This is a genomic window from Pseudomonas sp. NFACC42-2 (assembly GCF_900116055.1).
Taxonomy (GTDB): Bacteria; Pseudomonadota; Gammaproteobacteria; order Pseudomonadales; family Pseudomonadaceae; genus Aquipseudomonas; species Aquipseudomonas marginalis.
Map to the genome: position 1 here is coordinate 168,439 of NZ_FOZO01000001.1, position 26,271 is coordinate 194,709.

The 26,271-nt window shown below is 57.9% G+C and carries 22 protein-coding genes and 1 pseudogene; 14 read left to right on the forward strand and 9 right to left on the reverse strand.

What is annotated here, in order from left to right:
• Positions 1-54 precede the first annotated feature (54 nt).
• From BM416_RS00695 to BM416_RS00710, 4 genes are all read right to left on the reverse strand, one after another.
• Positions 55-1,299, reverse strand: coding sequence for an OprD family porin (locus tag BM416_RS00695; protein ID WP_371856031.1), 1,245 nt, complete (start codon positions 1,297-1,299; stop codon positions 55-57).
• Between the two features lie 100 nt (positions 1,300-1,399).
• The gene (locus tag BM416_RS00700) at positions 1,400-2,704 is read right to left on the reverse strand and encodes a CitMHS family transporter (protein ID WP_065941471.1); all 1,305 of its coding nucleotides are present in this window, start codon (positions 2,702-2,704) and stop codon (positions 1,400-1,402) included.
• Between the two features lie 135 nt (positions 2,705-2,839).
• Positions 2,840-4,153: a dicarboxylate/amino acid:cation symporter gene (locus BM416_RS00705; RefSeq protein WP_065941472.1), complete on the reverse strand. Its 1,314-nt coding sequence runs from the start codon at positions 4,151-4,153 to the stop codon at positions 2,840-2,842.
• A gap of 44 nt (positions 4,154-4,197) precedes the next feature.
• The gene (locus BM416_RS00710; RefSeq protein WP_065941473.1) at positions 4,198-5,280 is read right to left on the reverse strand and encodes a 4-oxalomesaconate tautomerase; all 1,083 of its coding nucleotides are present in this window, start codon (positions 5,278-5,280) and stop codon (positions 4,198-4,200) included.
• 165 nt (positions 5,281-5,445) lie between these two features.
• On the opposite strand from BM416_RS00710, the gene BM416_RS00715 reads away from it, so the two are divergent.
• Positions 5,446-6,336 (forward strand): LysR family transcriptional regulator, encoded by an 891-nt coding sequence (locus BM416_RS00715; RefSeq protein WP_027605835.1) that lies wholly within the window; start codon positions 5,446-5,448, stop codon positions 6,334-6,336.
• Positions 6,337-6,357: 21 nt separating this feature from the next.
• On the opposite strand, the gene BM416_RS00720 is transcribed toward BM416_RS00715, so the two are convergent.
• On the reverse strand, positions 6,358-7,263 hold the full coding sequence (locus tag BM416_RS00720; protein ID WP_092484232.1) for a LysR family transcriptional regulator: 906 nt from the start codon (positions 7,261-7,263) through the stop codon (positions 6,358-6,360).
• A 97-nt stretch (positions 7,264-7,360) separates the two neighbouring features.
• Here BM416_RS00720 and BM416_RS00725 point away from each other — a divergent pair, with 97 nt between their 5' ends.
• The 4 genes from BM416_RS00725 to BM416_RS00740 all read left to right on the forward strand — a co-directional run bounded on the left by BM416_RS00725 (position 7,361) and on the right by BM416_RS00740 (position 12,021).
• Positions 7,361-8,140: an SDR family NAD(P)-dependent oxidoreductase gene (locus BM416_RS00725; protein WP_092485551.1), complete on the forward strand. Its 780-nt coding sequence runs from the start codon at positions 7,361-7,363 to the stop codon at positions 8,138-8,140.
• A gap of 199 nt (positions 8,141-8,339) precedes the next feature.
• Positions 8,340-9,740: an aspartate aminotransferase family protein gene (locus BM416_RS00730; protein WP_092484235.1), complete on the forward strand. Its 1,401-nt coding sequence runs from the start codon at positions 8,340-8,342 to the stop codon at positions 9,738-9,740.
• A gap of 56 nt (positions 9,741-9,796) precedes the next feature.
• On the forward strand, positions 9,797-11,164 hold the full coding sequence (locus BM416_RS00735; protein ID WP_092484238.1) for a glutamine synthetase family protein: 1,368 nt from the start codon (positions 9,797-9,799) through the stop codon (positions 11,162-11,164).
• Positions 11,165-11,343: 179 nt separating this feature from the next.
• Positions 11,344-12,021 (forward strand): dTMP kinase, encoded by a 678-nt coding sequence (locus tag BM416_RS00740; protein WP_256577400.1) that lies wholly within the window; start codon positions 11,344-11,346, stop codon positions 12,019-12,021.
• Here the strand turns inward: BM416_RS00740 and BM416_RS00745 are convergent.
• Complete coding sequence (locus BM416_RS00745) at positions 11,974-13,755, reverse strand: sensor domain-containing phosphodiesterase (protein WP_092484241.1); 1,782 nt, start codon at positions 13,753-13,755, stop codon at positions 11,974-11,976. The two genes, BM416_RS00740 and BM416_RS00745, sit on opposite strands and share 48 nt — an antisense overlap.
• Before the next feature lie 449 nt (positions 13,756-14,204).
• On the opposite strand from BM416_RS00745, the gene solA reads away from it, so the two are divergent.
• Entirely contained in the window at positions 14,205-15,419 is a 1,215-nt protein-coding gene (gene solA / locus BM416_RS00750; protein ID WP_092484244.1) for an N-methyl-L-tryptophan oxidase, read from the forward strand.
• Here the strand turns inward: solA and BM416_RS31030 are convergent.
• A pseudogene (locus BM416_RS31030) lies at positions 15,375-15,689 on the reverse strand (tetratricopeptide repeat protein); the annotation flags it as partial. The gene solA and the pseudogene BM416_RS31030 overlap by 45 nt on opposite strands.
• A gap of 399 nt (positions 15,690-16,088) precedes the next feature.
• On the opposite strand from BM416_RS31030, the gene BM416_RS00755 reads away from it, so the two are divergent.
• The 6 genes from BM416_RS00755 to BM416_RS00780 all read left to right on the forward strand — a co-directional run bounded on the left by BM416_RS00755 (position 16,089) and on the right by BM416_RS00780 (position 22,280).
• Positions 16,089-17,456: an epoxide hydrolase family protein gene (locus BM416_RS00755; protein WP_092484247.1), complete on the forward strand. Its 1,368-nt coding sequence runs from the start codon at positions 16,089-16,091 to the stop codon at positions 17,454-17,456.
• A 62-nt stretch (positions 17,457-17,518) separates the two neighbouring features.
• Positions 17,519-18,592: an alpha/beta fold hydrolase gene (locus tag BM416_RS00760; RefSeq protein WP_092484250.1), complete on the forward strand. Its 1,074-nt coding sequence runs from the start codon at positions 17,519-17,521 to the stop codon at positions 18,590-18,592.
• A 24-nt stretch (positions 18,593-18,616) separates the two neighbouring features.
• Positions 18,617-19,126 carry a cytochrome P460 family protein gene (locus tag BM416_RS00765; RefSeq protein ID WP_053129904.1) on the forward strand — a complete coding sequence of 170 codons (510 nt, stop codon included), beginning with the start codon at positions 18,617-18,619 and terminating at the stop codon, positions 19,124-19,126.
• A 25-nt stretch (positions 19,127-19,151) separates the two neighbouring features.
• Positions 19,152-19,928: an alpha/beta fold hydrolase gene (locus tag BM416_RS00770; RefSeq protein ID WP_092484253.1), complete on the forward strand. Its 777-nt coding sequence runs from the start codon at positions 19,152-19,154 to the stop codon at positions 19,926-19,928.
• A gap of 89 nt (positions 19,929-20,017) precedes the next feature.
• On the forward strand, positions 20,018-20,767 hold the full coding sequence (locus BM416_RS00775; RefSeq protein WP_092484256.1) for a creatininase family protein: 750 nt from the start codon (positions 20,018-20,020) through the stop codon (positions 20,765-20,767).
• A gap of 94 nt (positions 20,768-20,861) precedes the next feature.
• Positions 20,862-22,280, forward strand: a complete 1,419-nt coding sequence (locus tag BM416_RS00780; RefSeq protein ID WP_092484259.1) for an aldehyde dehydrogenase family protein — start codon at positions 20,862-20,864, stop codon at positions 22,278-22,280.
• 99 nt (positions 22,281-22,379) lie between these two features.
• Here BM416_RS00780 and BM416_RS00785 read toward each other — a convergent pair whose 3' ends face one another.
• Together BM416_RS00785 and BM416_RS00790 are read right to left on the reverse strand one after the other, a co-directional pair.
• Positions 22,380-23,591, reverse strand: coding sequence for a cytochrome c biogenesis protein DipZ (locus BM416_RS00785; RefSeq protein WP_092484261.1), 1,212 nt, complete (start codon positions 23,589-23,591; stop codon positions 22,380-22,382).
• Positions 23,592-23,621: 30 nt separating this feature from the next.
• Positions 23,622-23,882, reverse strand: coding sequence for a DUF2790 domain-containing protein (locus BM416_RS00790; protein ID WP_053129889.1), 261 nt, complete (start codon positions 23,880-23,882; stop codon positions 23,622-23,624).
• Between the two features lie 305 nt (positions 23,883-24,187).
• Here BM416_RS00790 and BM416_RS00795 point away from each other — a divergent pair, with 305 nt between their 5' ends.
• Positions 24,188-24,928, forward strand: a complete 741-nt coding sequence (locus BM416_RS00795) for a response regulator (protein ID WP_092484264.1) — start codon at positions 24,188-24,190, stop codon at positions 24,926-24,928.
• A complete protein-coding gene (locus tag BM416_RS00800; protein WP_092484267.1) occupies positions 24,925-26,232 on the forward strand; it encodes an ATP-binding protein in 1,308 nt (435 codons plus the stop codon). The genes BM416_RS00795 and BM416_RS00800 overlap by 4 nt, the downstream gene beginning before the upstream one ends.
• Positions 26,233-26,271: the final 39 nt, after the last annotated feature.

Below are 26,271 nucleotides of genomic sequence, written 5' to 3' on the forward strand. Positions count from 1 at the left end.
GGGTTCCTCACCTGAATCTGTAGGAAAGCGGCCGCAAGGGCCGCGATCGTCGACTTACCAAAGGGCAATGTCATAGGTGAGGTAGAGGCGATTACTGTCGCGGCCGCGGGAGAACTCAGAACGGTAGACATAGTTGCGCATGCGCACGCCCAGCCCTTTGAACGTGCCGGCTTGCACAACGTAAGCCAGCTCGGTATCACGCTCCCATTCCTTGACCGTGGTGGCGGACTTGCCGTCATTGCCGCTCAGGTAGCGCGTTGAGAAGGTCAGGCCGGGCACGCCGACGGCGGCGAAGTTGTAGCCATAGTTGAGCATCCAGGTCTTCTCGTCCTCCTCAATGAATTTGCCGATGCCGGCATTACTGAACGAGTAGACGGTTGCGCCGCTGATGTAGGGTAAACCGGCATCACCGCGAAGGGCCTGGTAGCCGCCACCGAGGGTATGGCCTGCAATCACGTAGGACAACTGGCCGCTGAACATGTCATTGTCGATTTTGCCTGCGTAGGCAGAGCCGCTATCAACGCTGTTGAAGTAGCGCAGGTCGCTGGTCAGCACGCCACCGGCCAGCGGCAGGTCGTGCTGGATACCGGCGAAGTTCTGTCGGTAGAAGTGCTCGAGTTCCCCGTAGAAATAACTCAAGCGCAGGTTTTTGCCCCATTTGTACTCAGCCCCGGCGTAGTTGAAATCACCGGATTTTTCCCCGCTATAGCCATCAGGCACGATCGGCACGCTGTTGGTGGAGTCGCGCAGTTTGAAACGGTCCAGATGCCCGCCGGTCACGGTCAGGTTCTCGATGTCGCTGCTGCTGACCTGGGTGCCCTGGTAGGTCTGGGGCAACAAGCGTGCATCGTTGTAAATCAGCACCGGCGTCTTGGGCAACAAGGTGCCGTACTTGACAGTGGTTTTGGCGAACCTGGCTTTTGCCGTAGCGCCGGCGCTGGCAAACTCGCCGGCCGCCCGCCCGTCATCATGTACCGGCATGAGCCCGGTGCCGCTGCGCCCGCGCCCTGAATCGAGCTTTACCCCATAGAGTCCCAGGGCGTCCACGCCGAAGCCGAGGGTGCCCGCGGTAAATCCGGACTGATAGTCCAGCAGAAATCCCTGGGCCCACTCGGTGCGTTCGCTCTTTGCCGTTCTGGCGGCCCGCGCACTCAAGCCGTGCTCGTCGCGAAAGTTCTCGTTGAAATACACATTGCGCAGTTGCAGCTTGAGCTTGCTGTCATCAATAAAACCTTCGGCGTTGGCCGCCGCGACGGGTACCAGGCCTAACGCGCAAAACAAAGCTCGACGGGTATACATAGGGTTCATGGCAAATGACTCGTTGTTGTTATTTGGGGTACAGGTCGGCACGCGCCTCGTGAGTGAGGCGCGCTGGAAGGCAGCAGGGGTTATGGGTGGATCAGGTGAACAGGCTGATGGCACCGGTCAACAAGGCCAGGGCGGTGACGACCAGGGAGGTCAGCACGGCCCATTTGACGGTGGCCTTCTGGAAGTCGCCGATATCGCGATCGACCATGCCCACCAGCAGCAGGGTCGAGGCCACCAGCGGACTCATGAGGTGAACAGGCTGGCCCAGGATCGAGGCGCGGGCGATTTCGACCGGGTCGATGCCATAAGCGGCGGCGGCATTGGCCAGGATCGGCACCACGCCAAAATAGTAGGCGTCATTGGACAGTACAAAGGTCAGCGGCATGCTGGTGATCGCAACCACCAACGGAAACAGGTGGCCCCAGGATGGCGGGATCCAGTCGACAAGGGTCTGTGCCAGGGCATCCACCATCTTTGTACCGGAAAAGATCCCGGCAAAGATCCCGGCGGCAAATACCAGCAACACCACGGTCATGGCATTGCCCGAGTGCGCCAGGATGCGTTCTTTCTGAATGTCCAATTGCGGGTAGTTGATCATCAGCGCGAGCACGAAGCCGATCAGGAACAGAATCGCGGAATGCATCAGCCCCATCACCAGCGCCGCCATCACCGCGATCACCAGCACCAGATTGACATAGGCCAGCTTCGGACGTTTGTGGGGCGTGTCCTCGAGAATCGCCTCGATGTAGCAATCGCCGCCGCCGCTTTGCAGCTGCACGTTGCCGATACGCTTGCGTTCTGCGCGACCCAGTATGAAGGCCGTGAAGATCACCCACAGGGCACCGCCGATCATGGTCGGCAGCAACGGCACGAAGTACTCGCCGGCATCCAGGCCCAACGCGGCAATAGCCCGTGTCGCGGGGCCGCCCCAGGGCGTCATGCCACTCATGATGCTCAGCGACAGCATGGAGATGGTTGCCAGGATCATCGGGTTCATGCCGATGCGTTTATACAGCGGCAGCATTGCGGCGCAGGTGATCATGTAGGTCGTTGTGCCGTCGCCGTCGAGCGCTACCAGCAACGACAGCAGGGCCGTGCCTACGGCGATCTTCATCGGGTCGCCATTGACCCTCTTCAGGATTTTGCGGATCAGCGGGTCGAACAGGCCTGCGTCGATCATCAGGCCGAAGAACAGGATCGCAAACAGCAGCAACGCGGCAGACGGGGCGACCATTTTCAGGCCGTCGAGCATCATCTTGCCAGTGGTGCCGCCAAAGCCGCCGATCACCGCGAAGACGATGGGAACCACGGTGAGCGCGACGATGGGCGACAAGCGCTTCGTCATGATGAGATAGGTGAATACGACCACCATGGCCAAGCCAAGGAAAGCGAGCATAGGACGATTCTCTTGTTGTTATCGTAAAAATGGCTGACGCCGAGGCGCACGCGCCCTGACCCGCCGGGCGGCACAACGCGCCTGGCGGGGAGGGGGGGTCAGTCAAGTCAGGGGGGAAGCGTTATCCGGTTGTCTCTAGACGCGTTTGGCGTCCTTCAGGTCGTCCCAGGCTTTTCCCGGTGCGGCAGAAGATTTTGCGTCGAGCATCCGGTTCAGCGTGTCGCGGTGGCAGGCATTTTCAGACATCGAAATCACCACCGTCGCTACGGCGTTACTGGCCAGGCTGGTCAGGGCGCGTGCTTCAGACATGAAGCGGTCAACGCCGATCAGCAATGCCAGGCCGGCCAATGGGATGTCGTGAATGACCGTCAGGGTCGAGGCCAGTGCCACGAACCCGCTGCCGGTAACCCCGGCGGCGCCTTTGGAGGACAGCAGCATGATCGCCAGCATGGTGATGATCTGCGTCAGGCTCAGATCAATGTTGCAGGCCTGGGCAATGAAAATCGCCGCCAACGACAGGTAGATGGCCGTGCCGTCCAGGTTGAACGAGTAGCCGGTGGGCAGTACCAGGCCGACGACGCCTTTTTTGCAACCCAGTGCCTCGAGTTTCTCCAGCATGCGCGGCATCACCGGTTCCGTGGAAGAGGTGCCGAGTACCACCAGGAACTCTTCGCGAAAATAGCGCAGCAGCTTCCACAGGCTGAAGCCGTTGGCGCGGCAAATGCTGCCCAGTACCACGAACACGAAAAAGCCGCAGGCGATGTACAAGGTCATGATCAACTTCGCCAGCGAACCCAGCGAAGTGATGCCGTACTGGCCGACAGTGAACGCCAAGGCCCCGAAAGCGCCGACCGGTGCAAAACGCATCAGGTAGGAAAAGATCTTGAAGACCATTTGCGAGGCGGATTCGAGCACGTCGAGTACCGGTTTGCCACGCTCGCCCAGCGACGACAAGGCAAAGCCGGACAACACCGCGATAAACAGCACCGGCAACACTTCACCTTTACTGAAGGCGCCGATAAACGTCTCGGGAATGATGTGCATGAAAAACTCCACCACCCCAAGCTTTGCGGCCGACTCCGTGTACTGGGCCAATCCTTTGGTGCTCAGCTGGCTGGGATCGATGTTCATGCCGGCGCCCGGCTGGAACACGTACACCGCGACCAGGCCAATCACCAGGCTGATCACCGTGAGGACGAAGAACAACAGCATGGTTTTGCCCAGCAGGCGCCCGAGGGAGCGCTTGTCGCTCATCCCGGCGATGCCGGTGACGATGGTGCAGAACACCACGGGCGCAATCATCATCTTGATCAGTTTGATGAACGCGTCACCCAGGGGCTTGAGTGCAATGGCCTGCTGGGCCCAGAAATGCCCGACCACGATGCCGAGCGCCACGGCGCAGAGGATCTGGAAGTAGAGCGATTTAACAACTTTCATGGCATCACCCATTTTTAGAATTGTGCGGATGCAAAAATGCCAACGACTATCGGAATTTATCCGGCAAGGCGCTGCGAGTCAGTGGCGTAGACGTAGCCGGAGAAAAGCCTGCGGGCGGTGCGTACGACTGAGGCCTGAATTGTCTCACCGTTGACGCCGGTGTAGGACAATACGACATCAATCCCGCCGCTCGGGTGTTCGATCCGCACCGCTTCAAGGCGTGGCGTACTGATCCCGCCGAGCATCTGCGCGACGATGCTGCCTTCGATCACACACGCAGTGGCCAAACCAATCGAGCCCGTAATGGCGAGCGCGCGGTGGCAGTTGTGCGGCATGAAGTAACGAACCTGGATCGTGCCCCCCGCTTTCGCGGGCGAAACCAGTACCGGCTTGGGAATCACTTTGTCGCTGACATCGCCCAGGCCCATGGCCAGGCCGGCCTGAAGCCGCAGCGTCTCGAGGCGTCGCAGGAATTCCTTATCGGCGTCCAGTTCCGCCGGGCTCTCATCGCCGCGCTTGCCCAGTTGGCTGGCTTCGACAAGCACCATGGGCATCGCCATGTCGATACAGGTCACCGCAATGCCATCGATCACGTCCTGCGTGTTGCCGGTGGGGAAGAGCTTGCCTGTCTTGCTGCCGGCTGCGTCGAGGAACGTCAGTTGCACCGGTGCGGCCGTACCGGGCACGCCATCAATGGCGGTATCGCCCTCGTAACTGACTTTGCCATCCGGCGTGTACACGTCGGAGTGAATAAAGGTGCCGGTGTTTACGTTACGAATACGCACACGGGTGCGCTCTGGGGTGCCTTTGACCAGACCCTGCTCGACGGCGAACGGGCCCACCGCGCACAGCATGTTGCCGCAGTTGGGGGCGCTGTCGACCCTGCGTTGTGAAACCATCACTTGAACGAACAAGTAATCAACGTCCGCATCCGGGTGCAGCGAAGGGCTGACAATCGCAACCTTGCTGGTTTGCGGGCTGCCACCGCCGATGCCGTCGATCTCCAGTTCATGACCGGAGCCCATCAGGTTGAGCAGCAGTTCGTCGCGGGCCTCAACGGCGGCGGGCAAATCCCAGTCGAGAAAAACCGGACCTTTCGAGGTGCCGCCGCGCATCAGCACACAGGGAATTCTTTGCATGATACTGACTCTTGTTGATCAATCGGTGTAATTGATGTTCTTGGAGCAAGAGTCTCAAGCTTTAAAAAATGTTTCAAATGCAAAGATTGAAGAGATTATTGCGTTTTGCGAATGATAAATTTACGCTGAGTTTCCTTTTGACGCCTTGTGCGGGTGAGATAAGACATGGAATATGAGCTGAATGACATTCGATCCTTCGTGAAAATCGCTGAACTTGGCAGTTTTCACGAAGCAGCCGATGCCTTGCACCTGTCTCAACCGGCACTCAGTCGCAGAATTAAAAAACTGGAAGAGGGGTTGGGCACCTCGTTGCTGGATCGCACCACGCGCAAGGTCAGCCTCACGAGTGTCGGTCGTGACTTTCTGCCAAAGGCCCGTCGGTTGCTCGATGACTTCGATGAGTCGATTCTCAATATTCGTGAGCTGGCCGAACGCCAGATTGGCCGGGTAACCCTGGCGTGTATCCCTACTGCGGCTTTCTATTTCCTGCCATCAGTCATTCGCCTGTACAACGAGCGCTACCCAAAAATCCGCATCCGCCTGCTGGACTTGAGCGCCAATGAGGGGCTTGAAGCGGTGCTGCGGGGGGAGGCCGACTTCGGGATCAACATGATGAGTGGGCAGCATCCGGACATTGAGTTCGTGCCCCTGGTCAGCGAGCCTTTCGTATTGGCGTGCAGGCGTGATCATGAATTGGCTGGACGCAGTTCGGTCACCTGGTCTGAATTGAGCGATTACCGCCTGATCGGGGTAGGGCGCCTGAGCGGCAACCGCATGTTGCTCGATCACGCGCTGTCTGGCCTGAGTTGGCGGCCTCAATGGTTCTACGAAGTCCAGCACCTCTCGACTTCGCTGGGCCTGGTGGAGGCCGGCCTGGGGGTTTCGGCGATGCCAAGCCTGGCCATGCCGGCTGAAGATCATCCAACCTTGGTCAGCGTCCCGTTGATCGAGCCGGTTGTGAACCGCTCCTTGGGCCTGGTCTATCGCCGGGGAGCATCGCTTTCGCCGGCGGCGGAAAAATTCGTCTCGATACTGCTCGAGCAATGGCCTCAATGAGCCATATGGCTGGTTTTTTTCTCAAACACGGCGCGGCTCGTCCTCGACAATCTTGCGCATCAGGCTCAGGTAGCGACTCGCTGCCAGCCCCAGGGGGCGGTTCTTTACCCAGATGATATCGACCCATAGCCGCATCTGACTCGGCATGTTGTCAAACACCACCTCCGTCAATGCGCCCGAACTGATCAGAGGTTGTACCAACGGCTGTGGAAGATAAGCCCAGCCCAATCCTTGCTGGACCAGATCCAGCGTTGCCAGGTAATTGTCGCTGTGCCAAATCCGCCGTGACAGCACAACACGTGGATCAGAGTCTGTAGGCCCTCCAGTAGCCACGATGATCTGCCGAACGTTGACCAGTTGCTCTTCACTCAAGGGGCTTTTCTTGCCGGCGGCCGCAGGATGATCCGGAGCGGCAACGGCTACCAGCAATTGGCTCCCCGCTTCAAGAAACGTCTCCCGCTCGTCAAGCCCTGGTCGTTCAAATCCAAGGGCCAATTGCACCCGCCCTTCATGGAGCATGCGCATCGCCTCCGGATGGGACGCGGAGCGAATCTCGATTTCAAGCGTGGGAAACTCCCGGGCGATAATGGACAGCGGACGATTCCATACGCCTGTTTGCAACTCCGGCGCCATCGCAAGGACCAAGCGCTCCTCCAACCCCTGATGAAGCTGGAGCGCATGGGCGTCCAGCAGGTTTAACTGGCTGGCGACCTGTCGTGCCTGGGGCTCAAGGGCTTTGGCGGCGGCCGTAGGAATGGCTTTGCGGGTTGATCGGTCAAAAAGCAATAAATCCAGTTCGGCTTCAAGCTGCGACACCGCCATGTTGATGGCCGAGGGGACCCGCCCCAATTTGCGTGCGGCGGCAGAAAAGGAGCCGCTGTCGACAACCGCAAGGAAAACTTTCAGTGACTCACTGGTAAACGCCATGGTGGTTGTCAGATTTTCTGATGATGATCGTCTTTATTTATCAGGTTTATTAGCCTAATTTCCACTTCTATTCCAAATGAAGTCCGTGGGGCACACCATGTTAAACACTGATTTGAGGGGGCATGTGGCACTTGTCAGTGGTGCCGGAAGTGAAGCGGGTATTGGCATGGCGATCGCTCGCAGGCTAGGTGCAGCGGGTGCGAGATTGATCATCACCGCCAGTAGCCGCCGCATCGAGGAACGCGTTAAAGAGCTGCTCGCAGAAGGGTTTGAAGTTGAGGGCAGGGCGGTTGACCTCACCGATGAACGTCAGGTGCGTGAATTCGGCCTCTGGGCGGTGTCGGTCTGGGGGCGGGTCGATATTCTGGTGAATAATGCCGGTATGGCCATGCAAGGCAGCCCTGAGGTTTTCTCGGAGTTGGCGAGTATGGAACTGCATGAGTGGAACCTTTCACTGGCCAGAAACCTAACCACCGCTTTTCTTCTGACGCGGGCCGTTTTACCCGGTATGAGGGCGCGAAGTTACGGGCGCATTGTCAATATCAGTTCCACCACGGGCACCCGCGGGAGCAATCCGGGCGAAGCCGCTTATAGCGCTGCCAAAGCCGCGATGGTGGGCATGAACATGGGACTGGCACTTGAAGTCGCCAAGCACGGGATTACCGTCAACAGCGTGGCGCCCGGATGGATCACCACGGGCTCAACCACGCCGGTTGAAGCAGAGGCGGGGCGCTTTACCCCGATCGGGCGGGCGGGCAGTCCCCAGGAAGTGGCGGCGGCGGTTGCATTTCTGGCGTCTCCAGAATCCAGTTACATCACCGGGGAAGTTATCGTGGTCGATGGCGGTAATTGCCTGGTCGAGAATAAAGCCCCTTGATCCGGTTAATGACGTTTGAATGAACATCTGCGCGATTGGCAATGTAAATAGTTAAAGCCAACACCCACGTTATAAGTTCGCAGAGCGATATTCACCCAATATTCGGGAGCTGTTGCTGCACCTGGAGAATGAGGGCGTGAGGTTTATCTATACGGCAACGAAGTTTAACTAATGTGATACTTAACAAAGGGCTCTAGTCATGTCGAACAGTGGAGTTTGTGAATCAGCGATTGCTGCCTTTACCGCAGCCGAGCGTGCCCGTTTTATAGAAAACAACCCAACGTCGATGGCGCTGGCCAAGCGTGCCAAGGCGGCGCTGTTCAACGGTGTGCCCATGCACTGGATGAGCGATTGGTCGATGCCTTCGCCGCTTTTTGTCCAGCGTGCCAAAGGTGCCCGCTTCACCGATGTCGACGGTCATGACTACATAGACTTTTGCCTCGGCGACACCGGCACGATGTTTGGCCACTCACCTGATCCTATTGCCCGTGCCATAGCCGAGCAGGCGAACAATGGCTTGACCACGATGCTGCCCGGCGAAGATGCGGTGGTCTGCGCAGAGTTGCTGGCCCAGCGGTTTGAGCTGCCTTATTGGCAAGTTACCGCCAACGCTACCGACGCCAATCGTTATGTGCTGCGCTGGGCGCGCGCTATCACACAGCGCAATGTTCTACTGGTGTTCGACGGCTGTTATCACGGCACCGTGGATGACGTGATGGTCCGGTACCGAGAGGGCAAGACCGTGCACCGTTCGGGCCTGATGGGGCAAGCCTACGACTTGACCCAATACAGTCGATCCATTCCCTTCAACGATGTCGCTGCACTGGAGGCTGCTTTAGCTCAGGGCGACGTGTGCGCGCTGATGTGCGAGCCGGCGATGACCAATATAGGCATGGTCCTGCCCGATCCGGGGTTCATGCAACAGTGCCGCGAGCTGACGCGAAAATACGGCAGCCTGTTGGTCATTGATGAGACCCACACTATTTCTACCGGCATCGGTGGATGCACGCGCCAATGGGATTTGAAGCCCGACTTTTTCGTCGTGGGGAAACCCATCGCCGGTGGCGTGCCTTGCGCAGTCTTTGGCATGACCGAGCACGTTGCGTTGGCCATGCACGATGCGCAGAAGAGCATCAGCGAAGCGAGCGGCGGGCATGGCCACAGTGGCATGGGCACCACCTTGTCCGCCAACGCACTGGCGATGCGCTGCATGCGCGTCAGCCTCGAAGAGGTCATGACCGAGTCTGCGTACCAGCACATGCTGCCCCTGGCCTCAAGACTGGCCCAGGGATTTCGAGCGCTGTTCAAGCGGCACCAATTGAACTGGTCGGTAACCGAGTTGGGGGCTCGTTGTGAGTTTCAATTCTGTGCCACCGCGCCCAGAACCGGCGCGCAAGCCGAGGCGGCTTTTCATGACAGCCTTCAAATGGCGCTGCACCTCTATCTGATCAATCGCGGGATCCTGATCACACCTTTTCACAACATGACCCTGTGCTGTCCGCAAACAAGTGAAGGGGATGTCGACAGGCTGATCGGTGAGTTGGATAACGCGCTGACCGCGCTGCTTGCCCTATCTGGATCGAGGGTTATCTCTTCATAAGTTCCATTGTTCTTGAATACTGTCCAGTCGCTTGAATGAGCGCCGAGAGGTTTGATATGCAATTTGCTGATAAAAAAGAGGCCGAAGACTATCTGGCCGCCCATCCTGAAGTGCTGAGCATCGAGTTGTTCCTTATTGACGCGAATGGTGTTCCGCGAGGAAAGCTGCTGCATCGCGACGAACTGCTGGCGATCTACGCAAACGGTCGGCCGCTGCCAAGCTCCATTCTCGCCTTGACCGTGCAGGGTGAAGACGTCGAAGACACAGGTCTGGTCTGGGATGTCGCCGATGCCGATTGTTGGACATACCCCTTGGCGGGAAGCCTGACCTTGCAACCCTGGCGCACCAACCCCACCGGTCAGGTGCAGGTGAGCATGCACCCGACCCAAGGTATTCCTGCCGCACCGGCCGACCCGCGACACGTACTGGTGCATGCCATTGACCGACTCAAAGCCGATGGTTTCCATCCGGTAATGGCCGTTGAACTGGAGTTTTACTTGCTGGACCAGCAACGCGATGCCAACGGTCGGCCGCAGCCGGCATTGCAGTCAAACGGCGTCCGTCCTCGGGCGCCGCAGGTGTATGGCCTATACGAGTTAGAACAGCTGCAACCTTTTCTTGATGACCTCTACGCTGCGTGCGCGCTACAAGGGCTGCCCGTACGCACAGCCATCTCCGAGTACGCTCCAGGCCAAGTGGAGTTGACCCTGGAACATCGTTTCGACGCACTCCAGGCTATTGATGAAGGCGTACGCTACAAACGCCTGGTCAAAGGTGTCGCCAACAAACATGGGCTACAAGCGTGCTTCATGGCCAAGCCGTTCAGTAACCAGGCCGGGAGTGGCATGCATTTGCACGTCAGCCTGGCCGACGAGGAGGGTAACAACCTGTATGCGAGCGAAGACCCACAGGGTACGCTCCTGTTGCGTCACTCGATTGGCGGGATGATGGCGACCTTGTTTGACTCGCTGGCGATATTTTGCCCCCATGCCAATTCATATCGCCGGTTCCAGGCCAGCAGTTACGCGCCACTGGCCAAAAGTTGGGGCGTCAACAATCGTACGGTGTCGTTCCGCGTGCCCGGCGGGCCAGCAATCAGTCGGCACATCGAACACCGCATTTGCGGGGCGGACGCCAACCCGTACCTTGCCGCTGCCGCATTACTCGCGGGGATTCACTACGGCATCACCCATCAAAGCGATCCCGGCCCGGCGATCGTGGGAAATGGCTATGAGCAGGCGACCGATTTTCTACCCACCGACTGGCTGACCGCGTTGCAGGCCTTGCAGGATTCAACGTGGGCACGCGAGGCGCTGGGCGCCGAATTCCTGAAGGTGTATCTGGCGATCAAATGGCGCGAGTTCCGTCAATTCAACGCTGAGGTCGGGGAGCAGGACTGGCGCTGGTACCTCACTCACGCATGACTGATGGGCGATAACCGATGCTCACCAGCGGTTGTCAGCGTGGATTTGGGACCCGTGAGCCAAAACAAGGGTAGAGTGTTCATCACTTCCTGTTCATAAGGGCCTTCGCGTAGTCGCCCTCAGCGGTTCCAGCGTCCGGACAGGGCAAAAAAAACGGTATATCAATTGTTAAGTGAAGAATGAATCGTCCGCTGTTTGTTTCTCTGGATGGGCCCAAGGGCACCGGCAAAACCACGCTGTTGGAGGCCGTTACGAAAGTACTGAGGGCAGACAACAAAAAAGTGATCCGGCTTTGCGAGAGAAAAAGCGATCCGTACCGGGAGGGAACAATGGCGCTTGTTAACCAGCTCGTCAGAAGTCCCTCCCAGGAGCTGGAGCTGCGGGTGTGTGAACGCTTTGCTGACAGCCGTGCCTGGATTTCCCGGCAGGTGCTGGCTAAACAGCCACCAGGCAGCATCATCCTGATCGATCGCTGGTACCCGTCGGATGCCGCGTTTCGCCGGATAATTCCGTTTGCAGAGATCCTGCAATTGAACATTGATCGAAACGTGCGAGTGCCAGACCTGCATGTCGGGATTGTCACCGCCCCTGAGATTTCATGGGCGAGGGCAGCGGCACGACGGCGTGGGCTGAGCAGTACCGTGATCCATAAGCTGAAAGAACATGTCGCTTGTACCCTGGCATTCGAGCGAGCAATTGCAGATCACGGTTGGGTTGTGTGCCGTAATGAAGGCACGATCGAAGACGCAACGATGCAGGTGATCTCCGCGATCTATAGAGTCCTTGCTTGCGCGTCCCCGGCAGTCATTCTACCGGCCCCGACCTCCATCGACTCCTTGTGCTATCCAGGCTTCTAATGCCTCGGCGCTCATAGGCTTGGCTATCAAATAACCCTGTGCTTCGGAACATCCCCACTGTATTAACAGGTCCAGGATTTCTTGATTTTCTACGCCTTCTGCAACCACCTGGTAGCCGAGCCCCTTAGCCAGTCCGATCAGGGTTTTAACCAGTTGCTTGTCATTTTGATTGCTGCCCAGCCCGCTGATCAGAGATTGGTCAAGCTTGACGGTATTGGCCGGGAGCTCCTTCAAATAAGCCCAGTTGCTGTAGCCGGTGCCAAAGTCATCAACAGCAACCTCTACGCCAAACTTACGGACACGCTCCAGTTGCCGGATGACTTCTTCAGGGTTGGTCATGAGCATGCTTTCGGTAAACTCAAGTTCAAAGCCAGCGGGGTCCAGGCCGTGCTGTTGAATCTCATGGATCATCGCGTCGACGAATTCGGCGCTTTCAAGATCGCTGACGGTAATGTTCATCGCTATCCGCAGGCGCACACCTTGCGCTTTCCAAATAACCGCTTGCTGGATGATTGCGTTGAGCACCCACAATCCAACAGAGGGTATGAGTGCGGTTTTTTCAGCCAAGGGTATGAATTCAGCAGGGCTGATGGGCCCCAGTAAAGGATGTGTCCAACGTAATAGTGCTTCTACTGAATGACACCGTCCTGAGGGCAGTTTGATCTTTGGCTGGTACACCAGGCTGAGCTGTTTGTCGGCGCAGACCGCCTCCGGTAACGAACTCAACAACATGAACGCGCGTTGTTGAGCCGCATCAAAATGGGGTTCATAGCGCGACCATCCCAGCCTGCGGTCACGCGCCTCATCCGCAGCGCTGACCACCAGGCGAAGCCAGTCTTGCTGGAGCCCTGAGCTATGAATAGGCAGGACGCCAATCCCGACTTGCATGAGTATGGGGATGGCGTGGCATTCGACAGGCTTTTTGAAGTCCTTGAGGATGTTTTCACAAATGTGCTCGGCCGTTTGATCCTCCTCAAGGAGGAAACCAAACCGCGTCGGGCTAATTTTATAAAGTAGACACTGTGGCGGTAACAGTTTTTGTAGGCGCGCTTTGATTGCCAGGACCAAGTCCGTGGCAAAACTGTAGCCCAGCGCCTTCACGATATCGTTGAGGAACTTTGGCGAGATGATGTCAATCGCATACGCTTGGCACGCGCTGTGGGTCTTGAGCGCTTGGCGTATATCCTCCTCAAACCGGAGTCGATTAAATAACCCTGTGGGTTGGTCGACGAAGTTTCGAGCGCGCATGCTGTGGATGCGCATCATCACCAGTTCAGCAAAACCGCTGAGCATCCCGCTATCACGCTCACTCATAGCGGCGCGTGAGACTGTATCAATGATGCACAGGCTTCCCAGCGTAAAACCCTCTTCGGTAATCAGTGGGGTGCCTGTGTAATAACGAATATACGGAGGCCCCGTGACCAGGGAATTGTCTTTGAAACGGGGATCAAGCGTCGCGTCCAATACCTCCAGCGGGGCGTTATCCAGCGTCGAGTAAGCGCAGAAGGACACTTCTCGTGGTGTCTGCGTCTCTTTAAGCCCTACGCGCGCCTTGAACCATTGCTGATGCTCATCGACGATCGAAATCAGCGCTATGGGTGCGTTGAAGTAAGCAGAAACCATCTCGACGATTTTATCGAAGACAGTATCGTACTCGCTGTCAGCTGGACAAAATTTCGCGACCTCTTTAAGCCGTTCAATTTCATTCGGCGGAATAGGAGCGCCTGCGCCCATGACAATCCTCGGAGTGGCTGTGTTTATGTGCACGGTATCAGACAGTGCCATCATTATGATGTTGTTTTTTCTATTCCTCTGATAGCTCAACGGTATGCAGGCAGGCGGCCTCTCCTGTGTTGCCGGGAGAGGCGCGTGTTTGGCCTCAGCACTGCGTAGACCACATGGATCACACGTTGATTTGCTGTTCAGGGCCGGAAGGGTGGAGCGCCGTCTGTGCGGTGCGCGGCGAGAAATCCACTGCCAGCTAAATATTACTTATGACAGTTTTAAATCGACCCAACGTAATTGTAGTTGACGATGACCAGAAGCGAAGGATCGAAGCCTTACCGATGTATTGCAGCAGAGCGGCCGGTGATGCTCGGTTGATAATATGCATATGCTCTTTTAGTCGTTGATTCTTAATCAGCTTCACTTTCAACTGGCTTCTTTTTGACAGGTGAGCGTTGATGTCCGAGCGGTGTGATGTAGTGGTATTGGGATTGGGGGCCATGGGGGCCGCTACGGTGTATCAGTTGGCGAAGGCGGGTGCGAATGTTGTGGGTATCGACCGCCATCACCCACCTCACAACCTGGGCTCCAGCCATGGCGATACGCGTATTACCCGGCTTTCGGTGGGTGAGGGCGCGCAGTACGTTCCCATTGTGCGCAATTCCCACCGCATCTGGCGCGAGCTTGAGCAATTGTCAGGGGAGTCGCTGTTCGAACAGTCGGGTCTATTGGTTCTGACTTCGAGTCCCGAGTTTGACCCCAACGATAAAACCGACTTCACATTGCGCACCATCGGCCTAGCACAGGCCTATGGCATCGAGCACGACGTTTTATCCGCCGAACAGATTCGCCAGCGCTTTCCACAATTTGCCAACGTACACGACACTGCCATCGGCTATTTCGAGCCAGGTGGGGGGTTTGTACGTCCCGAACGTTGCATTGATGTGCAGCTCAAGTTGGCCGAGCAACACGGAGCAATCCTCTACAAAGGCGAAACCGTCACTGGGATTAGCTCGAATGAGCAGGGAGTCCATGTCACTACGAATCTGCGCACGCTCTTTGCAAACAAGCTTGTGATTAGCGCCGGCAACTGGAGCGGCGGTTTGCTGGGCGAGCCGTTTGACAGCCTGCTCAGCGTCTACCGGCAGAAGCTGTTCTGGTTCGGGCTGGAGGAGGGCGCCGAGTGGGTGGATCACTCACCGACGTTTATCCTCACTCACGGCCGTGGCGACGACAAAATCAACTACGGCTTTCCCGCATTACACGGCGAGGGCAGCTTGAAAATCGCCACCGCGCAATACCACACTACTTCGTTGCCGCAAACAATGGATCGTACGGTCTCGTCGGCGGAAGAGCGGGACATGTATGAGCACCAGGTGCGCGGCCGCATCGTCGGTGTTACTTCGAGCGTGGTCAAGTCTGCTGTCTGCGCCTACACCGTGACGCCGGATCGCCATTTCATTATCGATGAGCATCCGTCGTGGCAGCACACCTTGGTGGTGTCCGCCTGTTCCGGTCACGGCTTCAAACATTCCGCCGCGTTGGGCGAGGCGTTGTGCAATTCCAATATTCAGGTGCCCGTTAGGGTAGTGCTGCTCATCTATCTGAAGGGCTCGCTGGAGCGATTCAATACCATTATTTATCTGACCATTGAGCGTGTATGCCTGGCCTAAATATGTCCAGCGTCCTCCGAGGGAGGGGTCGTTTATGTCAATGTTCCGGTCGATCTCTAATGCGGTTTTAAAGTAAGTTATAGCGGAATCGTATTGTTTATTCGCCAAAAGACGCATGCCAATTTCATGACTTAAAAAAGCTAACTCTTGATTATTTAGATAATCACCACTTTTTTGTGACTCGTAGCTTTCAATCATGTTGTTAAGTTCAATATCTGCTGACGAAAGGCTTGGAAGCAGAGAGAGAAAAAGAACTAAAGCTAAACGCATACATTCCTTTATTCACATAACGTTTGGTTAAGGGGCGGCGGAACGTCGTCCCAGCGAGCGACTTAAACCATGTGTTAGACGCGGGGTAAGTCAAGCATTGAATGTGCAGGCGACGCCAAATGTACCTCAAGCCGAACCGAAAAGGTGGGCAACGAACGTGCGGGCGTTGGCAGATAAAGAAAGGCGAGACGATCAGTTTGTATCGTTTTGTATCTGCGCTTTAGATAGATACACAGCGATTCTTTTAAGTCGGTTGATGACACATACGGGATACCTGCGGGGCTTTAAATGAACCCATCGAGAAGGCGCAAACCTTCTCCAATGGATGACTCATTTAACTCGCAGCTATCTCTGCGCGTTTCGCGAAGTTGTCGATCAATGACTTATAGGAAATTCAAAATGCCTGCAGCTACGTTCGGTTTCACCTGGCGCCATTGTCTGGCCTCTTCTGTGAGAATGGGCGTTTTGGGGTTGGCCCTGATAGCCGGCAACGGCGGTGCCTGGGCTGCTGGTCCGGCCGCCGATGCGTCAGTTGCCAGCTCGGCCTCGACCAATCCCGAATCGATCCGACCTTATCGAATTCACGTCGATGAAGCTCAATTGACCGATCTGAAAAAGCGCATTGCGGCGACCCGCTGGCCGGACAAAGAGACCGTCAATGACGTTTCCCAAGGCGTGCAGCTGGCCCAGGTCCAGGCGCTGGTGAAGTATTGGGGCAGCGACTATGACTGGCGCAAGGCCGAAGCAAAGCTCAATGCGCTGCCTGAATTCATCACCACTATCGACGGCGTCGATATTCAATTCATCCATGTTCGCTCGCGAAACCCCAACGCGATGCCGCTGCTTCTGACACACGGATGGCCTGGCTCACAGTTCGAGTTCCTGAAGACTATCGGCCCGCTGACGGATCCCGTTGCTTACGGGGGTAAGGTTGAAGATTCGTTCGACGTGATCATTCCATCGATTCCGGGACACGGTTTTTCCGGTAAGCCAACTGAATTGGGCTGGGGGCCGGATCGAGTCGCGAAGGCTTGGGATGTGCTCATCAAGCGTCTGGGATATACCCACTATGTTTCCCAGGGCGGAGATCACGGTTCGGTGATATCGGATGCATTGGGCCGCCTGAATCCGCCGGGTCTGTTGGGCATTCACTTGAACATGCCGGCCACCATCCCGCCCGAACTGGTCAAGCCGATCAATAGCGGTGACCCGGCCCCCGTTGGGCTCACTGAGCCTGAACGCAAGGCGTTTGATTCCTTGAGCACCTTCTTCGGCCGCAATGCAGCATACGGCGCGATGATGGTTACGCGCCCGCAGACTATCGGTTACCTGCTGGCCGATTCGCCTACCGGTACTGCGGCGTGGATGTACGAAAAAATCGCCGCATGGACGGACAGTGATGGTCAGCCTGAACGGGTATTGACCCGTGACGAAATGCTGGACGATATCAGCCTGTACTGGCTGACGAACGCAGGCGCATCGTCATCGCGTTTCTACTGGGAAAACAACAACAACAATTTCAGCGCTGCCGCGCAGAACACCGCAAGCATCAAGGTGCCGGTGGCGATCACGGTCTTCCCGCACGAGATCTATCAGGCGCCAAAAAGCTGGGCACAACGCGCTTACCCATCACTTTCCTACTACAGCCAGGTTAACAAGGGCGGCCACTTCGCTTCCTGGGAACAACCTCAATTGTTCAGCGAGGAGTTGCGGGAGGCCTTCCGGCCGCTGCGCGCCAAGCTGAGCGCAACGAAGACCGCCCAGTAGCTCACACGCAATCCAGTCAACACACCGGGCCGCTATTCGGCGGCTCGCTACGGAGAAACACCATGGAGATGACCTTGCTGAACAACCAAAATAAATCCAGCCGCCTGCGGGGTCTTGCCCCATCGCTGTTGGCAGCAGCGGTGCTGCAATTCGCAGCGGTGTCTGTCGGTTTTTCCCAAGCCAGCGCGGCTGATGTACCAGCGTCCACCATTGGGGCTATCACGCCGGGAGCTCACACCTCTCTCGGTGATCTTAAGCATGTGAAAGCGGGGCTGCTGGACGTTTCTTACGCGGAACTCGGCCCAGCCGATGGCCCTGTGGTCATTTTGCTGCACGGCTGGCCCTACGATATCAACGCATACGCTGATGTCGCTCCTGCTTTGGCGGACAAGGGATATCGAGTGTTGATCCCTTCTGCGCGTGGTTATGGCGACACGCATTTTCTCTCGGCCAAGACAGTTCGCAATGGTCAACCTGCTGCGCTGGCGAACGACCTGATCGACTTCATGGATGCGCTGAAGATCAAGAAGGCGGTGCTGGGTGGGTTTGACTGGGGCGCCCGCACTGCAGATATCGTTGCCGCACTGTGGCCGGAAAGAGTGAAAGCCCTGGTTGCTGTGAGCGGTTACCTGATAGGCAGCCAAGAGGCGGGCAAGGCGCCATTGCCGCCAGCCGCCGAACTGCAGTGGTGGTACCAGTTCTACTTCGCGACCGAGCGCGGGCGCCTGGGCTACGAAAAAAACACTCATGACTTCGCCAAGCTCATCTGGAAGCTGGCGTCGCCACAGTGGAATTTCGACGACCCCACTTATGAGCGCAGCGCGGCGTCCTTGCAAAACCCTGATCACGTGGCCGTGTCGATTTTCAACTATCGCTGGCGCCTGGGGTTGGTCAAGGGCGAAGTCAGATACGACGCACTGGAGAAGAAACTCGCGGCATTTCCGTCCATCAGCGTGCCCACCATCACCCTGGAAGGTGATGCGAACGGCGCACCGCACCCACCTGCCGAGGCGTACGCCAAGCGCTTCACTGGCAAGTATGAGTACCGATTGATCACCGGTGGTGTGGGCCACAACTTGCCGCAGGAAGCGCCGAAAGCCTTCGCCCAGGCGGTGATCGACGCCGATCACCTTTGAGAACCGGTGGAAGGGATAGCGATGATGAAGCTGAAATTTCTGGCCGCGATGTCGACTGCCATTGCAATCGCAGCGTTGACCGCTACCGGTGTTGCCTCGGGCGACGCCGGTAATGGCGACGCCTCACCGATCTATGGCGTGAAATTGCCTGAAAACTACCGCCTATGGCCGCTGATTGCGCCCGCGCAGGAAGCGGCCCCCTTGAACGAACTGCGAGCCGTGCTGGGCAATGACTTGGCCATCAAGGCTTATCAGGATTCAACGCTGCCATTCCCTGATGGCACGGTGCTGGTAAAGCTGGCCTGGAAACATGTGCAGTCCCCGGAATTCGAGCCGGCGTCCATACCGGGGCCGGCCACGACCGTGCAGGTGATGGTCAAGGACTCGAAAAAATATGCAGCAACCGGTGGTTGGGGATTCGGGCGGTTTATCAACGGTAAACCGGCCGATGAAGCCCAACACGAAACCTGCTTCGCCTGTCACCAGGCGCGAGTGCGTAATCACGACTTTGTCTTCACTCGCTTCGCTCCCTGATTTCCCGTCAAACCCGGAGTTAACAATGAAAAAAGTATTAACCGCACTGGCCGTCGCCGTCAGCCTGAGCATGGCGACACACGCCTGGTCGCAAACTGAAAAACCCACGATTGTGCTCGTACATGGCGCCTTTGCCGATGCGTCGAGTTGGAATGGCGTCGTGAAGATTCTCGAGAAGGACGGTTACCCGGTGGTTGCCGCTGCCAACCCATTGCGTGGTGTAAAGAGCGATGGCGCAGCAATCTCGGCATTGCTGACGAGCATTCATTCGCCGGTGGTGTTGGTCGGCCACTCCTATGGCGGCAACGTTATCAGTGATGCGGCCAATGATCATGCAAACGTCAAAGCGCTGGTTTACGTCAGTGCGTTTGCACCTGAGGCCGGGGAAACCGTCGCCGGACTGGCCGGTAAATTCCCGGGCAGCACGCTGGGCCCAACGCTGGCTGCGCCTGTACCGCTGGCCGATGGGGGCAAGGACTTGTACATCCAGCAGGACAAGTTTCACACCCAGTTCGCCGCTGACGTCCCCGCGAAAGAGGCGGCATTGATGGCATCCACCCAGCGCCCGGTGACGGAAGCGGCGCTCAACGAAGCGTCCGGCAACCCTGCCTGGAAGCATATTCCGTCCTGGTACATCTACGGCGACAAGGACAAGAACATTCCCCCGCAAGCCATGGCATTCATGGCCAAGCGCGCCGCTGCCAAAGCAGTGGAAGTGGTCAAGGGCGCTTCACATGTCGTGATGGTTTCGAACCCGGAACCGGTTGCCCGCCTAATCGAAAAAGCGGCCACGGCGAAGTAACACGCCAAGGTCGAAGCGGCAGAGGAAGACATCGCTCTGATCAACACCATCCGTGTTCCGTAAGGAACCTTTCCAAAGAGAGAACGCAGATGCTTTTACATCTATCGACCTGGGCCGAAATCGAGACGTTTCTCCAGCGCAGCCGTACCATCGTCATCCCGATTGGTTCCAACGAGCAGCATGGGCCCACCGGACTGCTGGGGACGGACTGGATGTGCCCCGAAATCATCGCTCATCAGGCGCAGGAGGCTGCGGATATCCTGATTGCCCCGACGTTCAACATCGGCATGGCGCAACATCATCTTGGTTTCCCGGGAACGATTTCGCTCAGGCCTTCAACATTCATCGCCGCCATCGGTGACTGGGCTCGCTCGCTGGCTGCACACGGGTTTGAAAAAATCTTTTTCCTCAATGGCCATGGCGGCAACATCGCGTCGATTGAAGCGGCGTTTTCAGAGCTCTACGCCGAGGCGAGTTTTGCACGTCGCCCGGCGGGTTTCGCCTTGAAGTTGTGCAACTGGTGGGATCTTGAGGGTATCAATGATCTGGCGAAGGACCAGTTCCCGACAGGACACGGCATTCATGCAACGCCTTCGGAAATTGCCGTGACCCAGTGGGCCTATCCGCACGCTATCAAGTCGGTTGACTACTCGCCACAGATCGCCAACTGGGGGCCCATTCGGGAGGCTGCAGATTTCCGCGCCCGTCATCCGGATGGGCGCATGGGATCGGACCCGGCGCAAGCGTCCCCGGAAAAAGGCCGGCAACTCGTGATGATGGCAGCGCAAGGCCTGGTTCGGGAGGTGCACGCCTTCAACCATGAGCCGATGCCCGGCTGAAACGCGGGAGAGGGGGGATTCGACGTGGTCAACGCCTGGGCATACCGGGCGTTGTGCTTATCGCGGGCAACCGCAATCAATCAGGTACGCCACGATGTGGAAGATCAATCACAGTTACATTGATGGAGCATTCGTTCCCGTTCAGGGCAATGAAACGGTGCAATGCATCAATCCGGCGACCGAGGCGGTCATCGGTACGCTCACCCTGGCTGATCGTGAAGATGCCAGGCGCGCTATCGCGGCGGCTTCGCATGCTCAAGTCGCGATGGGCCGCACCTCCAAGGCCGAGCGTATCGACATGCTTGAACAGTTGCAGGCTGCCGTGCTGGCGAGCACGAATGAAATTCGCGATACCGCCATCGAAGAGTACGGTGCGCCGTTTGCCCGCGCGCAATGGGTCAGTCGCTACGCTTCGCAGTCATTTAGCAATGCGGCGCAGCTGTTGAAAAACTACGATCTGATTCGTTCGGTCGGTGACGCTACCGTGGTGATGGAGCCGGTCGGAGTCGCGGCGCTGTTTGCCCCCTGGAACAGCACCGCCGGGACGATATGCAGCAAACTGGCATCGGCCATTGCGGCTGGCTGTGCCTCGGTCATCAAACCGAGCGAGTTGAGCCCCTTGCAGACCACCGTGCTCGCCCAAGCGTTGCATCGCGCAGAGTTACCCAACGGGATTTTCAACATTCTGTTGGGGCGCGGCAGTGATGTGGGTGCCGAAATCAGCGCCAGCCCACTCATCGCGAAAGTTTCATTCACCGGGTCCACCGCCACCGGAAAGCTCATTGCACGCGCCGGAATCGAGACCATGAAGCGAGTGAGTCTGTCGCTCACGGGGAAGTCGGCCTCTATCATCCTGGATGACGCCGATCTCGACACCGCCATTCCCCTGGCTCTGAATGCTGCGTTCATGAACAACGGCCAGGCATGTGTCGCCGGCACACGTCTGCTGGTGCCACGCACGCACGCCGAGGACATTATCGACCGCGTCAAAAGCCTGGTTGGAGCGATGGTTGTCGGCAATCCGCAGGATCCGGCCACTGCTCTCGGGCCGCTGGTCAATCGCGCCCAATTCGACCGCGTACAAGCTTTCATCCGCTGCGGGCAGGCGCAAGGCGCGACGTTGATTATCGGCGGGGAGGGGAGACCGACCGGCTTGGATAAGGGCTATTTCGTCAGGCCTACGGTCTTTGCCGACGTCAGCAGTGACATGGACATCGCGCAAGAGGAGATTTTCGGCCCGGTGCTATCGATCATTGCGTATGACTCGCCAGAACAGGCGATCGATATTGCCAATGCCAGTCTCTACGGTTTGCAGGCTTATGTGTTTTCCCGGCAACCGGAACGTGCCCAACGCTTGGCGACCCAGCTGCAGGCCGGCTCGGTGTTGATCAACAGAATTTCGCCAGAGCTGCTGGCGCCGTTCGGCGGGGTAAAGCAGTCCGGTGTCGGCCGGGAGTTTGGAGTCTTTGGGCTGGAAGCATTTCTTGAGGCCAAAAGCATCGTGTCGGATTAGCCCGGGGTTGGCGGGAGATTGTGGTCGCGCAACCCAGGCCGCAGGAGAAAAAGCTAATGGCCCACGGCGCGTTGCCTGTGGGCCATTGATTTTTAAGGGTTACGCGGCTGGAGCTTTCGCCTCCTGCAGCAGTTGCTGAATCATCTTTTCCTGCGTCTCGTAGCGACCTTCTCCGAAGTGGGTGAAACGCACTTGCCCTTTGGCGTCGATCAGGTAGTGGGCGGGCCAGTACTGGTTATCGAAGTTGCGCCAGATCGCGTAGTTGTTATCGATGGCCACCGGGTAAGTGATGCCGAGCTTTTTCACCTCATCCCTGACATTGCTGATGATGCGTTCAAAGCCGTATTCCGGGGTGTGGACGCCGATTACCACCAAGCCATCCTTCTCGTATTTCTGCGCCCAGTCCTTCACATACGGCAGGGTGTGCTGGCAATTGATGCAGTCGTAAGTCCAGAAATCGACGAGCACCACTTTGCCTCTGAGCGACTCACTGGTCAGTGCGGGCGAATTGAGCCATTCCACCGCGCCGGACAGCGACGGCATCGGGCCTTGGGCGTTGTCGAGGGTGGGTTCGGCCTTGGCCTTGCTTACCAGGTATTCGACGACTTTGGGGACGCTTTCCAGCACGCCTTTTTCCAGCACGCTGACGCCTTCGGACGACGCCCCGGCCAACAGCGTCTTGTCGGCACCGGAAGAAATCACCAGCGCTGCGGCCAGGACCGCAAAACCGGTGGCGCGCCGCAGCCAACCGCTGACCGGAATCGAGGCCTTCAGGCGATTGACTAAACCGCGTCCGGCGAAAATCAGCGTACCCAACGACAGTGCACTGCCCAGGCCGTAGGCCACCAGCAACAGGCTGGTTTGCGCATTGGCGCCTTGCAGCATGGCGCCGGTAAGGATCACCCCGAGGATAGGCCCGGCGCACGGCGCCCAGAGCAGGCCGGTGGCGACGCCGATCATCAGCGAACCCAGCGGCCCGGACATTTTGCGCGTCTCGGGGTCGAGGCGATTACCCAGCAACACGAACGGGCTGGCCAGCCAGCCACTGATTCGCGCCGAGATCAGCGACATGGCAAACAGCGCCATCACCACCAGTGCCACATGACGCCCGGTGTTGTTGGCCTGAATCACCCATTCACTGCTGACCACGGCCAGACTGGAAACCAGCGCGAAGGTCAGGGCCATGCCGCCAAGGGTGAGCAGGATCGATGAGCGTGTGCGGTCGACACCAGCGAACAGAAATGGCACGACCGGCAGGATACAAGGGCTGAGGACGGTCAATAAGCCGCCCAGGAATGCGATGAGGAACATAAGGGTCACCTGATGAAATGTGGGCCGGACTCAGTTATCGCTGTGGCAATCGGCAAATTTGCGGTAGTTCAGGATCTCGGTCTTGCCCTGCGAATCCAGGTAGGTCAGTTGGGCATCGACAATGCCGCAGGAAGCCCCGGCATCCTGTGTCAATGCCACCACTTTCTGGATGTCCAGGTGCGTGCCGTAGGTGTAGGTTTGCGGCGTGACGTCGGCTTCGGCACGGGCCGAGAAGGTGCAGATATTCAGGGCGGCAAACAGGCAAGTGGCATAGAGGGTATTGGTGTTCATGGTCGTTTCCTCAAGGCTTCAATGGTTAGGTCGTTCAGTTGAGCCGAGGCGCTTGGGTTGGCCTCGATGTGGCTCATTAGAAGCCCGCGAGGTATCTCGCCTGTGTCAAAAACAGGCGCGGATAAATCGGTTCGTATCAGGACCCCGTCCTGATACACAGCCATACAAAACCCCGGAAATTCGTAGTTTTTGCCTCTGCATGTATCCTTCGCCAGAGCAGATACACTGCAATACAAACCGCCCCGGGCGAACGGGCTCAGTCTCTATAGACTGAGCCGCAATTCCCATTGACAGAGGCTTGGCCCATGGAACACGTTGATCACATCCTCATCGTGGACGATGACCGTGAGATTCGAGAGATGGTCGGCAACTACCTGAAGAAGAACGGCCTGCGTACCACCGTGGTTGCGGATGGCCGCCAGATGCGCTCGTTTCTCGAGGCCACGCCGGTGGACCTGATCGTGCTGGACATCATGATGCCCGGCGACGATGGCCTGGTGCTCTGCCGCGACATTCGCGCCGGCAAACACAAGGCCACGCCGGTGCTGATGCTGACCGCCCGCAACGACGAAACCGATCGCATCATCGGCTTGGAAATGGGCGCCGACGACTACCTGGTCAAGCCGTTCTCCGCCCGTGAATTGCTGGCGCGCATCAACGCTGTGCTGCGCCGCACGCGCATGCTGCCGCCCAACCTGGTCGTTACCGAAACCGGAAGGTTGCTGGGGTTCGGGCGCTGGCGCCTGGACACCTCCGCCCGTCATCTGCTTGACGAAGACGGAACCATGGTCGCCCTCAGCGGCGCTGAATATCGCCTGCTGCGGGTGTTCCTCGACCATCCGCAACGGGTACTCAATCGCGACCAGTTGCTCAACCTGACCCAGGGCCGTGACGCCGACCTGTTCGACCGTTCCATTGATCTGCTGGTCAGCCGTCTGCGTCAACGCCTGCTTGACGATGCCCGCGAGCCGGCTTACATCAAAACCGTGCGCAGCGAAGGGTATGTCTTCTCGCTGCCGGTGGAAGTGCTTGGAGCACCGGCATGAAGCCTTCGCTGCATTGGCCTCGTACCCTTGTATCGCGGCTGTCGCTGATCTTTCTGGTCGGTCTGACCCTGGCGCAGGCCTTGTCCTTCGGCGTGCAGTACTACGAGCGTTACGAAACCGCGAAAAACACCATGCTCGGTAATCTGGAAACCGACGTGTCGACGTCCATTGCCATCCTTGACCGCCTGCCCGCCGAGGAACGCATGAGTTGGTTGAAACAACTGGATCGACGCAATTACCGCTATTTGCTCGATGAAGGCTCGCCAGGCACCGCCCTGCGTGACACGCCGATTGCAGTGACCTCGATCAAGGAGGCCATCGGCAGGGATTACCCGATGACCGTGACAGACATTCCCGGGCCTATCAAACACTTCCAGGTCCATCTGAAACTGGCCGACGGCAGCCCGGTGACCATCGACGTGCGCCCCTCGATGGTGCCGTTGTCGTCGTGGCTGCCGGTGGTTTTGCTGGGCCAGTTGGCCTTGATGATTCTGTGCGCGTGGCTGGCTGTCCGCATTGCCATACGCCCGCTGACTCGCCTGGCCCAGGCCGTGGAAAACCTCGATCCCAATACTCACCCGGTGTACCTGGATGAACAAGGCCCGACCGAAGTCGCACATGCTGCCATCGCGTTCAATGCCATGCAGGCGCGCATTGCGGCCTATCTGAAAGAACGCATGCAACTGCTGGCGGCGATTTCCCACGACCTGCAAACCCCGATCACGCGCATGAAGCTGCGTGCCGAATTGATGGACGACTGCGGCGACAAAGACAAATTGTGGAATGACCTCGGCGAGATGGAGCATCTGGTGCGTGAAGGTGTTGCCTATGCCCGCAGCGTGCATGGTGCCACCGAGGAAAGCCGCCGTACCGATCTTGATTCATTCCTCGACAGCCTCGTGTTCGACTACCAGGACATGGGCAAGGACGTGCAGCTCAGCGGCAAAAGCAACACAGTGATCCACACCCGGCCCCACGCGCTGCGCCGAGTGCTGGTAAACCTCACGGATAACGCGCTCAAATTCGCCGGTGCAGCGCAGCTGCGGGTTGAATCGAAGGACGGCGACAGCCTCTCGGTGACCGTGATGGATCGTGGTCCCGGCATCGCCGAGGAGGAGCTGGCCCGTGTGATTGAGCCATTTTACCGCGTGGAAAATTCGCGCAACCGCAGCACCGGTGGCACGGGCCTGGGCCTGGCTATCGCCCAGCAACTGGCACAAGCCCTCGGCGGCTCCCTGACCTTGAGAAATCGCGAAGGCGGCGGACTGTGCGCTGAGCTGAGATTACCGACTCGCTCTTTTTAGCGGGCTTGCTCAGGAGCGAGTCGCCCCTACAAAAGCGAT